Source organism: Nocardioides marinisabuli (genome assembly GCF_013466785.1).
Classification (GTDB): domain Bacteria; phylum Actinomycetota; class Actinomycetes; order Propionibacteriales; family Nocardioidaceae; genus Nocardioides; species Nocardioides marinisabuli.
On record NZ_CP059163.1, the window covers coordinates 3501637 to 3513547 of the forward strand.

The window sequence follows — 11911 nt, forward strand, 5'->3', positions numbered from 1 at the left end:
GACAGACCCCAGCAAGCATGGCTAGACCGAAGAGCACTACTTCGCGACGCGTCATCTTGTGACGGCGTCTGAAGGCAGCTCGTCGGCACTTGCCTGCCTCTATCCGCCGCTTATGTGGGCGTGGGCGTTGGCGTTGGCGTGGGCGTTGGCGCTCGCTCGTAGGCTGTCGAACACCCGCGGCACGGTCTACGGTGACCGGGTGCCCCCGACCGCAAGACGACGGCTCCGGGAAGCGTTCGCAACCGGGAGCGGGGCTGCGCGCTGGGGAGCGCTGGCGCTCCTCGTGCGACCGCTCTACATCGCGACCGAGTACGTCGTCGCGGCGGCGACGACGGGTGGCTACAGCTTCGTCTCCGACTCGGTCAGCCGGCTCGGGGAGGTCGGCTGCACGGCGGCGTACTGCTCACCGCGCCATGAACTGATGAACGGCTCGTTCATCGTCTTCGGGGTCCTGCTGGCCGTCGGCGCGCTGCTGCTGCGTCGGTCGCTGGGGCCGTGGGTCACCGGGCTGCTCGTGATCTCCGGGTTGAGCTCGGTAGCGACGGGACTGGCGCCTCTCGACCAGGACGCCACCTTGCACGCGATCGCCGCGACGCCGCTGTTCGTGACGCAGCCGGTCGCGCTCGTAGTCCTGGGTGCGCGACTGCGTGGTGTCCGGCCGCGCATGGCCGGGGCGCTGTTGGTCGCGGGGGTGGTCACGGCGTCGGCCGCCGCGGCGTTCGTGCTGTCCGGTGACGGCTCCGCGGCGGGTGCCCTCGAGCGGCTGGCCCTGTGGCCGGTGCTGATCGGGTTGGCTGCGTTCGCTTGGACGCAGCTCGCTTCCGACGGCCGCTCGACGGAGCAGTCCTCGAGCATCGATGGTGGCGCCCTCACGACCAGGTAGTGCGTAGCAGCGGGTTGGCTTACGTGAGCCGGCCGCTCATCGCGGCCACCAGCGCGGTCCGCACCACCACGTGTGGGGGAGGGGGCAGGTCGGCCAGCCCGAACCACGCGACCTCGTCGTGCTCGTCCGGCGCCTGGTTGGTCGGCGTGCCATCCCAGCGCGAGACCAGCCAGGCGCTCAGCAGCACCGGGTCGTCCGCGGGGCCGACGCGCACCCGAGCCAGATGAGTCGCCGAGTCCGTCGCGATGTGGACGCCGAGCTCCTCGTGCAGCTCGCGTGACAGCGCCTCGAGCTCGGACTCGCCGGCCTCGATGACGCCGCCGGGCAGGTCCCAGAGTCCGGCGCGCGCCTGCTTGTCCGGGCGTCGGTGCCCGAGGAGGACCCGGCCGTCAGCGACCAGCGCACCGACGACGACCCGGAGCACGCGGCTCAGCCAGTGGCTGCGGTGGGCTCCACGGCCGAGCGGGAGCCGACGTACGGCTCCAGCTGGGGCGCGGCGGACATCAGCAGGCCGCGTCGCCACAGCCGGTGCACGACGACGCCGGCGACCACGGCGCCGATCGATCCGAGGGCCAGGTCACCGAGGGTGTCGGCGTAGGCGTGCCGCTTCTCGGAGGACTTGCTGATGAAGGCGAAGTACTCCGCGATCTCCCACCCGACGGCGGCGGTGACGCCGAAGGCCAGCGACCGCTCGACGACCGCGGCGAGGGTCGAGCTGTGCCGCATGGTCAGCAGGATGATGGCCGCGGTGATCAGCCCGGTGTTCATGAAGTGCATCAGGTCGTCGAACCAGACGACCGAGTCGTAGAGGTCGAGCCGGTTGCCGAGGGTGTCGGTGAAGCACGTGGAGGTGATCAGCAGGTCGGCCACCCACGGGAACGACGCCCGCTCGCGCCAGAACACCCACCACACCAGCGGCACCGTGAACGCGAGCATCGGGTAGGCGGCCGCGCGCAGTCCGGCGGCCTTGTCCTCGACGTTGCCCAGGTCGGGGTAGAGCAGCGACATCACGAGGAGCATCACCAGGCCCGCCTTGGCGGTCACGTCGAGCGCCGCCACCAGCGGCGGGGTGTCATGGCGCAGGGCGTTGCTCTCGATCATCGGGCGCCACGGTATGCCACCGCCGCGCCACGACCGATTGCGCGTGGGCGAGCCGACCCTGTCCCGGGCCCGGCTCCGGATAGCGTCCGGGGGTGGCCAGCTCCCGCCGTTCCCGACCCCGCCGCCGCGGCGCAGCCCCGCGGCCACTGCCGGTCGCCGGGCCGGGGGAGCGGCTTTGGGTGCTCGACGTGCCGTACGGCACCCAGGTCGACGGCGCCTCCTGGCACCCCGCCGTCAAGACCCACCTGTACGTCGGGCGCGCGCTGCCCGCGCACCTCACGCCGTACGCCCCGGGCCCGCACACGCTCGGCCGCTTCATCGAGAACACCCTCAACCCCGACGACCCGACCCCCCACCCCGACCCGGACGACACTCTCGAGCCCCGACGGCTCCAGTTCGAGGCCGCCGACGCGATCGCCGAGCGCGCCGCGGCCGGCGGGCGGCAGTTCCTGCTCGCCGACGAGCCCGGCGTGGGCAAGACGATCTCGGCGGTCCTCGGCGCCAGCGCGGTCGGCGACCTGCGCGGGGCCCAGCGGGTGCTCGTCGTCGCCGACCGGCCCGCGGCCATCACCATCGGCCACTGGTGCCGCACCATCACCGCGCTCGGCGACAGCGGCCTCGAGTGGGTGGTGATCACCTGGGACCGCCTCGAGAAGGTCAAGGACCACACCTGGGACGTGATCATCGCCGACGAGGCCCACGCCCTGCGCCGCACCACGACCAAGCGGTGGAAGCACTGGGCCAGGATCTCCAGCCACGCCAAGCCCCACGACAAGGCCCCCTTCGTCATCGCCACCACCGCGACGCCCGGCCACACGCCGTTGGAGCTGCCCTACCTCGCCCCCGCCTACGCCCAGGTGCTGGGTGAGCCGATGAAGGAGTGGACCTCCGCCACCCAGCCCGGGCCGGCCTTCGCCTCCGCGCTCGAGCGCCACGGCGTCGGCGTCGAGCAGGGCCGCTACGGCGCGACCTGGACCTCCGACCCGGGCCGCCGGGCCGCCGACCTCAAGCTCGTGCGCGGCTGGCTGGCCGACGAGCGGCCCCCGGCGATGCTCCACCGCGCCGCCCCGTGGGGGCCGGTGCCCATCTCCGGCATGCCGGTGACGCTCACCCCGGCCGAGCGGGCGGCGTACGAGGCCGAGTGGGGTGAGTTCTGCCGCGAGATGGACATCGCCCGCCGCGGCCGCAACACCGCCAAGGGCCGGGCCGCGCTGCTGCGCTTCCGGCAGAAGGCCGGCCTGGTCCGCGTCGACTCCACCGTCGACTGGATCGTCCAGCAGGTCCAGGCGGGGCGGCAGGTCGCCTGCTCGGTCGAGTTCGTCGCCACCGCCGCCGACCCGATCACCGACCGGCTGCGCGACGCCGGCATCGAGGTCGCCACCATCTACGGCCGCGACCGCTTCGACCCCGAGGCCGAGCGGCTGCGCTTCCAGACCGGCCAGGCGAAGGTCTGCGTCTTCACCACCGTCGCCTCGATCAGCCTGCACGCCGGCGAGAGCCTCGCCGACGGCCGCCAGGCCAGCACCGAGCCCCGCGTCGGCGTCTTCCACCAGGCCCGCTTCTCCGGCATCGCCGGACGCCAGGTCACCGGTCGCACCCACCGCGACCACCAGGTCTCGCCCTGGCACATCGCCTACGCCGAGGGCACCGTCGAGGAGGAGGTCGGCAAGGTGATGGTCGAGCGGATCGCCGCCGCCTCCGACACGGTCGGCAGCGACACCACCGGTCTCGCCGACCTCGCCGAGCTGCTCGGCGCCGACTGGCTGCCGGCCGCGGCGCTGACCGAGGACGCCTGAGGAGCGGAAGAAGACGACCGGGTCGCTGGTTGTCGAGACATGAAGAAGATCGGCTTCCTGTCCTTCGGCCACTGGAACCCCTCGCCGCAGTCGCAGACGCGCTCGGCCTCCGACGTGCTGCTCCAGTCCATCGACCTCGCGGTCGCCGCCGAGGAGCTCGGGGCCGACGGTGCCTACTTCCGGGTGCACCACTTCGCCCGCCAGCTCGCCTCGCCGTTCCCGCTGCTCGCGGCTGCGGGCGCCCGCACGAGCCGCATCGAGCTCGGCACCGGCGTGATCGACATGCGCTACGAGAACCCGCTCTACATGGCCGAGGACGCCGGCGCCGCCGATCTGATCTCCAGCGGCCGGCTCCAGCTCGGCATCAGCCGTGGCTCACCGGAGCAGGTCGTCGACGGCTTCAAGCACTTCGGGTACGACCCCGGCGAGGGCGACGACCACGCCCAGATGGCCCGCGACCACACCGCGCGGTTCCTCCGGGCCATCAGCGGCGAGCGGTTCGCCGAGCCCCACCCACGCCCGATGTTCCCCAACCCGCCCGGCCTGCTCGGCATCGAGCCGCAGTCACCGGGCCTGCGCGAACGGATCTGGTGGGGTGCCGGGACCCGCGCCACCGCCGTGTGGACGGGGGAGCAGGGCATGAACCTGATGAGCTCGACGCTGCTCACCGAGGACACCGGCGTGCCGTTCCACCAGCTCCAGGCCGAGCAGATCCGGATGTTCCGGGACGCGTGGAGCGAGGCCGGGCACCAGCGCGAGCCGCGGGTGTCGGTGAGCCGCAGCATCTTCCCCATCGTCAACGGCACCGACCGGGCGTACTTCGGCGCCGAGGCGGGCAGCCGCGACCAGGTCGGCCACATCGACGGTGGCCTGGCCCGGTTCGGCAAGTCGTACGCCGGCGAGCCCGACCAGCTCGTCCGCGAGCTCGCCGAGGACGAGGCGGTCGCGGCCGCCGACACCCTGCTGCTGACGGTGCCCAACCAGCTCGGCGTCGACTACAACGCGCACCTGCTCGACAGCGTGGTCAGGTACGTCGCCCCCGAGCTGGGCTGGCGCTGAGGCGCCCGCCGACGTCGCTCGACAGGTGGGCTGGGGCCCCGTGATTGCTGCTCTGAGAAGCGGGTCGTGGTCCGGGTCGCGGCCTGGGTCGTGTGCCTGCTGACGCGCCAGGCCGCGGCCATGGGCCACGACCTGAGCCACGACCTGAGCCACGACCCGGGCGGCCTCGCCAGCCCGGCGGGCGCCGCCCGACGCACGGACACGTGGTCGGCGGGAGCGTCGTGCGCTGCTAGGCTCAGCGCGCTGATCACATCCTTTAACGATCCGTCCTGTGAGGCGGAGAAGGAGGTACGGCGTGCCCGTGCATGCCCCTGCCCCGGCGATCCTCGTGCTCGAGGACGGCCGCACCTTCCACGGCGAGGCGTACGGCGCCCCCGGGGAGACCTTCGGCGAAGCCGTCTTCAACACCGGCATGACCGGCTACCAGGAGACGCTCACCGACCCGTCCTACCACCGCCAGGTGGTGGTGATGACCGCCCCGCACGTCGGCAACACCGGCGTCAACGACGAGGACCCCGAGTCGCGCCGCATCTGGGTCTCCGGGTACGTCGTGCGCGACCCCGCCCGGGTGCCCAGCAACTGGCGCTCGGTGCGCTCCCTCGACGAGGAGCTGCGCCAGCAGGGCGTCGTGGGCATCAGCGGGGTCGACACCCGCGCCCTGACCCGCCACCTGCGTGAGCGCGGCGCGATGCGCGTGGGCATCTCCACCACCGAGACCGACCCCGCGGCGCTGCTCGCCCGGGTGCAGGCCTCGGGCGAGATGGCCGGCACCGAGCTGGCCAGCGAGGTCTCGACCACCGAGGCCTACGTGGTGCCCGCCCACGGCGAGAAGCGCTTCACCGTCGCCGCCCTCGACCTGGGCATCAAGACGATGACGCCGCACCGGATGGCCGAGCGCGGCGTCGAGGTGCACGTGCTGCCCGCCACCGCGACCCTCGACGACGTGCTCGCCGTGCAGCCCGACGGCCTCTTCTACTCCAACGGCCCCGGCGACCCGGCCGCCACGACCCACCAGGTCGAGGTCCTCCAGGGCGCCCTCGAGCGCGGGGTGCCCTACTTCGGCATCTGCTTCGGCAACCAGCTCTTCGGCCGCGCGCTGGGCTTCGGCACCTACAAGCTCACCTACGGCCACCGCGGCCTCAACCAGCCGGTGATCGACCGCACCACCGGCAAGGTCGAGGTCACCGCCCACAACCACGGCTTCGCCGTCGACGCGCCGCTCGACGGGCCCACCACCACGGCGTACGGCGAGGCCAGCGTCAGCCACGTCTGCCTCAACGACGACGTCGTGGAGGGCCTCGAGCTGCGCGGCGCCGATGGGGAGCTCAAGGGCTTCTCCGTGCAGTACCACCCCGAGGCCGCCGCGGGCCCGCACGACGCGGCGTACCTCTTCGACCGGTTCACGACTCTCATGGAGGGCAGGGCCTGATGCCCAAGCGCGAGGACATCAAGAGCGTCATGGTGATCGGGTCCGGCCCGATCGTCATCGGCCAGGCCTGCGAGTTCGACTACTCCGGCACCCAGGCGTGCCGGGTGCTCAAGGACGAGGGCCTGCGGGTCATCCTGGTCAACTCCAACCCGGCCACGATCATGACCGACCCCGAGTTCGCCGACGCGACGTACGTCGAGCCGATCACGCCGGAGTTCGTCGAGAAGGTGATCGCCAAGGAGCGCCCCGACGCGCTGCTGGCCACCCTCGGCGGGCAGACCGCGCTCAACGCCGCGATGGCGCTGGACGCGGCCGGCGTGCTCGAGAAGTACGGCGTGGAGCTGATCGGTGCCTCCATCGAGGCCATCGACCGCGGCGAGAACCGCCAGGTCTTCAAGAAGATCGTCGAGGACCTCGGCGGCGAGTCGGCCCGCTCGGCGATCTGCCACTCGATGGACGACTGCCTCGGCGCGGTCGGGGACCTGGGCTACCCGGTCGTCGTGCGCCCCTCCTTCACCATGGGCGGTGCCGGCTCGGGCATGGCCTACGACGAGACCGACCTGCGCCGCATCGCCGGCGCCGGCCTGGCCGCGAGCCCCACCACCGAGGTGCTCCTCGAGGAGTCGATCCTCGGCTGGAAGGAGTACGAGCTCGAGGTCATGCGCGACACCGCCGACAACGTGGTGATCATCTGCTCCATCGAGAACCTCGACCCGATGGGCGTGCACACCGGCGACTCGATCACCGTCGCCCCGGCGATGACGCTGACCGACCGCGAGTACCAGCACATGCGCGACATGGCGATCGGCATCATCCGCGAGGTCGGCGTCGACACCGGCGGCTGCAACATCCAGTACGCCGTCAACCCGCGCGACGGGCGCCTGGTCGTCATCGAGATGAACCCGCGGGTCAGCCGCTCCAGCGCGCTGGCCTCGAAGGCGACCGGCTACCCGATCGCCAAGATCGCGGCGAAGGTGGCCATCGGCTACACCCTCGACGAGATCCCCAACGACATCACCCTGCGCGCCGACGGCTCCAGCACCCCGGCAGCCTTCGAGCCGACCCTCGACTACGTCGTGGTCAAGGTGCCCCGCTTCGCCTTCGAGAAGTTCCCCGGCGCGGACCCGACCCTGACCACCCACATGAAGTCGGTGGGCGAGGCGATGGCGATCGGCCGCAACTTCACCGAGGCGCTGCAGAAGGCGCTGCGCAGCCTGGAGTCGAAGGACGCCGTCTTCGACTGGGAGAAGGACGAGGTCGACCTCGACAAGCCGGCCCTGCTCGAGGCCGTGCGCACCCCCCACGACGGCCGGCTGCGCAAGGTGATGGACGCGATCCGCGCCGGCGCCAGCCCCGAGGAGGTCTTCGAGGCCACCGGCATCGACCCGTGGTTCGTCGACCAGCTCACCCTGATCAACGAGATCGCCGTCGAGGTGACCGCGGCCCCCGAGCTGACCCCGACGCTGCTGCGCAAGGCCAAGCGGCACGGCTTCTCCGACCACCAGATCGGCAAGATCCGCGGGATGAGCGCCGACGTGGTGCGGGGGGTGCGCCACGCGCTGGGCATCCGCCCGGTCTACAAGACCGTCGACACCTGCGCCGCCGAGTTCGCCGCGGCCACGCCGTACCACTACTCCTCCTACGACGAGGAGAGCGAGGTGCTGCCGCGCGAGCGGCAGGCGGTGATCATCCTCGGCTCCGGGCCCAACCGGATCGGCCAGGGCATCGAGTTCGACTACTCGTGCGTGCACGCCTCGCTGGCGCTCTCCGAGGCCGGCTACGAGACCGTGATGGTCAACTGCAACCCCGAGACCGTCTCCACCGACTACGACACCTCCGACCGGCTCTACTTCGAGCCGCTCACCCTCGAGGACGTCCTGGAGGTGGTGCACGCCGAGATGGCCGCCGGCCCCGTCGCCGGCGTCATCTGCCAGCTCGGCGGGCAGACCCCGCTGGGCCTGGCCCAGGGCCTGGCGCGCAACGGCGTCCCGATCGTCGGCACCAGCCCAGACGCCATCGACCTGGCCGAGGAGCGCGGCGCCTTCGGCCGCGTGCTCGCCGAGGCGGGCCTGGTCGCGCCCAAGCACGGCACCGCGACGTCGTACGTCGAGGCGCAGCGCATCGCCGCCGCGATCGGCTACCCGGTGCTGGTGCGCCCCTCCTACGTGCTCGGCGGGCGCGGCATGGAGATCGTCTACGGCGACGAGTCGCTCGAGGCCTACCTCGAGAAGTACGTCGCGGCCGGGCTGATCAGCCGGGAGGCGCCGGTGCTGGTCGACCGCTTCCTCGACGACGCCGTCGAGATCGACGTCGACGCCATCTTCGACGGCGAGGAGCTCTTCCTCGGTGGCGTGATGGAGCACATCGAGGAGGCCGGCATCCACTCCGGCGACTCCTCCTGCGCGCTGCCGCCGATCACCCTGGGCGAGCTCGAGATCGGGCGCATCCGCGAGGCCACCGAGGCGATCGCGCGCGGCGTGGGGGTGCGCGGGCTGCTCAACATCCAGTTCGCGCTCGGCTCCGACATCCTCTACGTGCTCGAGGCCAACCCGCGCGCCAGCCGCACGGTGCCGTTCGTCTCCAAGGCCACCGCGACGCCGCTGGCCAAGGCCGCGGCCCGGGTGATGCTCGGCGAGAGCGTCGCCGACCTGCGCAGGGCGGGGCTGCTGCCGGTCACCGGCGACGGCGGCACGCTGCCGGCCGACCAGCCGATCGCGGTCAAGGAGGCGGTGATGCCCTTCAACCGGTTCCGCACCCCCGACGGCGCCCAGGTCGACACCGTGCTCGGCCCCGAGATGAAGTCCACCGGCGAGGTGATGGGCTTCGACCGCGACTTCGGCACCGCCTTCGCCAAGGGCCAGGCCGCCGCCTTCGGGCCGCTGCCGACCTCCGGCAAGGTCTTCGTCTCGATGGCCAACCGCGACAAGCGCTCGATGATCTTCCCGGTCAAGGTGCTCGCCGACATGGGTTTCGAGATCCTCGCGACCCAGGGCACGGCCGAGGTGCTGCGCCGCAACGGCGTGGCCGCCACGGTCGTGCGCAAGCACTACGAGGGCCCCGGCCCGGCCGGCGAGAAGACCACCGTGCAGCTGATCCACGACGGCGAGATCCAGCTGATCGTCAACACGCCGTACGGCGCCGGCGGCGGCGGGCACGCCCGTCTCGACGGCTACGAGATCCGCACCGCGGCGGTGATGGCCAACGTGCCGTGCCTGACCACGGTGCAGGGCCTCGGGGCGGCGGTGCAGGGCATCGAGGCGATGCGCCGCGGCGACATCGGGGTGCGCTCGCTGCAGGACTGGGCCCGCCGCTCGTGAGCCCCGTGAGCCCGTACCGGGTGCTCTTCGACCGGGTCGCGACCCGCGTCGACCCCGAGCGCGCCCACCACGCGGGCTTCCGCGCGGTGCGGGCCGGGGCGCCGGTGCTGGGTCTGCGGGGGCTGCCGGGGCGGCCGGTGCAGGCGCTGGGCACCACCTTCCCCAACGTGCTCGGGATGGCGGCCGGCTTCGACAAGAACGCGGTCGGCATCGACGCGCTGGGGGCGCTCGGCTTCGGCCACGTCGAGGTCGGCACCGTCACCGGGCTGGCCCAGCCCGGCAACCCGCAGCCGCGGCTCTTCCGGCTCGTCGAGGACCGTGCGGTGCTCAACCGGATGGGCTTCAACAACGACGGTGCCGAGGTGGTCGCGGCCCGGCTCGCCCAGCGCGCCCGCCGCCGCGGCGACCGGCCGGGGCCGGTGCTGGGGGTCAACATCGGCAAGTCGAAGGTGGTGCCCGAGGACGACCAGGCCGCGGTCGAGGCCGACTACGAGACCAGCGCCCGGCTGCTGTCGCCGTACGCCGACTACCTCGTGGTCAACGTGTCCTCGCCCAACACCCCGGGGCTGCGCTCCCTGCAGGCCGTGGAGCGGCTCGAGCCGCTGCTGGCCCACGTGCGCCGCACCGCCGACGCCGCGACCGGTGGGCGCCGGGTGCCGCTGCTGGTCAAGATCGCCCCCGACCTCGCCGAGGCTGACATCGACGCGGTCGCCGACCTGGCCGTGGCGGGCCGGCGCGACGGGGTGCTCGACGGCCTCATCGCCACGAACACCACGATCTCGCGCGAGGGCCTGCGCACCCCGGCCGCCGACGTCGAGGCGCTCGGGGCCGGCGGCCTCTCCGGGCGCCCGCTCACCGCCCGCTCCACCGAGGTGGTGCGCCGGCTGCGCCAGCGGGTCGGCCCCGGGCTGACCCTGGTCGGCGTGGGCGGCATCAGCACCGTCCAGGACGCCCGCGACCGCCTCGCAGCCGGGGCCGACCTGCTGCAGGCCTACACGGCGTTCGTCTACGAGGGGCCCGGGTGGCCGCGCCGCCTGGTCACGGGCGCCCAGGCATGAGGGACCAGGCGTGAGCGTGCCCGTCCACGTGGTCGCGGAGGTGCTGGCCAGCAAGCGCATCGGCGCCTTCCAGCACCTGACGCTGGTCGCGCCGGGGGTGGGGGAGCGCTTCCGGCCCGGCACGTTCCTGGCCGCCTCGGTCGGCTCGCCCGGCGACCCCGCCGGCCGCAGCCACCTGGGCCGCCGGGCGCTGTGGATCCACCAGGTCCGCCCGCTGGCGGGTACGCCGCCACCGTGCAGGTCGTCGTCGAGCCCGTGGGGCCCGGCACCCGGTGGCTGGCCGGCCTCGAGCGCGGCGACCGCCTCGAGGTGACCGGACCCCTGGGCCGGCCCTTCGCGCTGCCCAAGGAGCCGGTGCCCACCGTCCTGGTCGGCGAGGGGTACGCCGCCGCCGCCCCGCTCTTCACCCTCGCCGAGCGGCTGCGCGAGCGCGACTGCCCGGTGACGCTGGTGCTCGGCGCCGTCGACGAGGGGCACCTGCTCAACGCCCTCGAGGCCCGGCGCACCGCCCGCGCGGTCACCGTCGTGACCCGCGACGGCTCGGTCGGCGCCCGAGGCGGGGTCGTCGACGTCATCGACGACGTGCTGCGCCGCGCCGGCGCCGACGTCGTCTACGCCGCCGGCCCGGTGGCCACGCTGCACGCGGTGGCCCGGGCCGCGGAGGCTCACGGTGCCTGGAGCCAGACCGCGCTGGAGCAGCCGCTGACCTGTGCCACCGGGCTCTGCCAGGGCTGCCCGGTGCCGGTGGTCGGCGAGGACGGCGTGGCCCGCACCGCCGCGCCTGCGCCGACGGGCCGGTGCTGCGCGGCGACCGGGTGCGCTGGGACGACCTCGTCGCCGCCGGGAGCCCGTCGTGACGCTGCTCGCCGGGCTGCGCCTGGCCTCCCCGGTGCTGGTCGCTCGCCGGCTGCGGCGGCACGGCGCGAGCTCGCGGCGTACGGGCCGCTGGAGGCGCTGGGCGCCTTCACCACCCGCACCGTCACCCTGGACGCCCGCGCCGGGGGAGCGCTGCCGCGCCTGGTGGAGACGCCCTCGGGGCTGCTGCACGCCACCGGCCTGCCCAACCCCGGCGTCGACGGGTTCCTGGCCACCGAGCTGCCGTGGCTGCTGCAGCAGCGGGCCCGCGTCGTGGTCTCGGTGGCCGCGCGCAGCCTCGCCGAGCTCGCCGAGCTGGCCCGCCGGCTCGGGACCGCCCCCGGCGTCAGCGCCGTGGAGGTCAACCTCTCGCCGCCCGACACCGGGCCGGAGGGCGACCTGATGACCGCGCG

9 protein-coding genes and 1 pseudogene are annotated in these 11911 nt (G+C 73.3%); 8 read left to right on the forward strand and 2 right to left on the reverse strand.

Going from position 1 to position 11911, the window contains the following annotated elements; all coding sequences use genetic code 11:
- Window positions 1-199: 199 nt before the first annotated feature.
- On the forward strand, window positions 200-883 hold the full coding sequence (locus tag H0S66_RS16805) for a DUF998 domain-containing protein (RefSeq protein ID WP_179616389.1): 684 nt from the start codon (window positions 200-202) through the stop codon (window positions 881-883).
- A gap of 19 nt (window positions 884-902) precedes the next feature.
- Here the strand turns inward: H0S66_RS16805 and H0S66_RS16810 are convergent, their stop codons facing one another.
- Together H0S66_RS16810 and H0S66_RS16815 are read right to left on the reverse strand one after the other, a co-directional pair.
- Window positions 903-1307 (reverse strand): NUDIX domain-containing protein, encoded by a 405-nt coding sequence (locus H0S66_RS16810; protein ID WP_179616390.1) that lies wholly within the window; start codon window positions 1305-1307, stop codon window positions 903-905.
- 5 nt (window positions 1308-1312) lie between these two features.
- On the reverse strand, window positions 1313-1984 hold the full coding sequence (locus H0S66_RS16815) for a DUF2238 domain-containing protein (protein WP_179616391.1): 672 nt from the start codon (window positions 1982-1984) through the stop codon (window positions 1313-1315).
- A 179-nt stretch (window positions 1985-2163) separates the two neighbouring features.
- Between H0S66_RS16815 and H0S66_RS16820 the strand changes: the two genes are divergently transcribed.
- From H0S66_RS16820 to H0S66_RS21095, 7 genes and pseudogenes are all read left to right on the forward strand, one after another.
- Entirely contained in the window at window positions 2164-3780 is a 1617-nt protein-coding gene (locus H0S66_RS16820; protein WP_179616392.1) for a DEAD/DEAH box helicase, read from the forward strand.
- Between the two features lie 39 nt (window positions 3781-3819).
- On the forward strand, window positions 3820-4839 hold the full coding sequence (locus H0S66_RS16825; RefSeq protein ID WP_179616393.1) for an LLM class flavin-dependent oxidoreductase: 1020 nt from the start codon (window positions 3820-3822) through the stop codon (window positions 4837-4839).
- Window positions 4840-5134: 295 nt separating this feature from the next.
- The gene (gene carA, locus H0S66_RS16830; RefSeq protein ID WP_179616394.1) at window positions 5135-6268 is read left to right on the forward strand and encodes a glutamine-hydrolyzing carbamoyl-phosphate synthase small subunit; all 1134 of its coding nucleotides are present in this window, start codon (window positions 5135-5137) and stop codon (window positions 6266-6268) included.
- Entirely contained in the window at window positions 6268-9585 is a 3318-nt protein-coding gene (gene carB / locus H0S66_RS16835) for a carbamoyl-phosphate synthase large subunit (RefSeq protein WP_179616395.1), read from the forward strand. Before carA ends, carB begins: the two co-directional genes overlap by 1 nt.
- 5 nt (window positions 9586-9590) lie before the next feature.
- Window positions 9591-10643 carry a quinone-dependent dihydroorotate dehydrogenase gene (locus H0S66_RS16840; RefSeq protein ID WP_179616396.1) on the forward strand — a complete coding sequence of 351 codons (1053 nt, stop codon included), beginning with the start codon at window positions 9591-9593 and terminating at the stop codon, window positions 10641-10643.
- Between the two features lie 10 nt (window positions 10644-10653).
- Window positions 10654-10956, forward strand: a complete 303-nt coding sequence (locus H0S66_RS16845; RefSeq protein ID WP_180923669.1) for a ferredoxin reductase domain-containing protein — start codon at window positions 10654-10656, stop codon at window positions 10954-10956.
- A gap of 449 nt (window positions 10957-11405) precedes the next feature.
- A pseudogene (locus tag H0S66_RS21095) lies at window positions 11406-11828 on the forward strand (hypothetical protein); the annotation flags it as partial.
- Between the last annotated feature and the right edge of the window lie 83 nt (window positions 11829-11911).

Coding starts and splice junctions, on each gene's coding strand:
- H0S66_RS16825 (WP_179616393.1), top strand. CDS start 3,820: ATGAAGAAGATCGGCTTCCTGTCCTTCGGCCACTGGAACCCCTCGCCG.
- H0S66_RS16815 (WP_179616391.1), bottom strand. CDS start 1,984: ATGATCGAGAGCAACGCCCTGCGCCATGACACCCCGCCGCTGGTGGCG.
- carB (WP_179616395.1), top strand. CDS start 6,268: ATGCCCAAGCGCGAGGACATCAAGAGCGTCATGGTGATCGGGTCCGGC.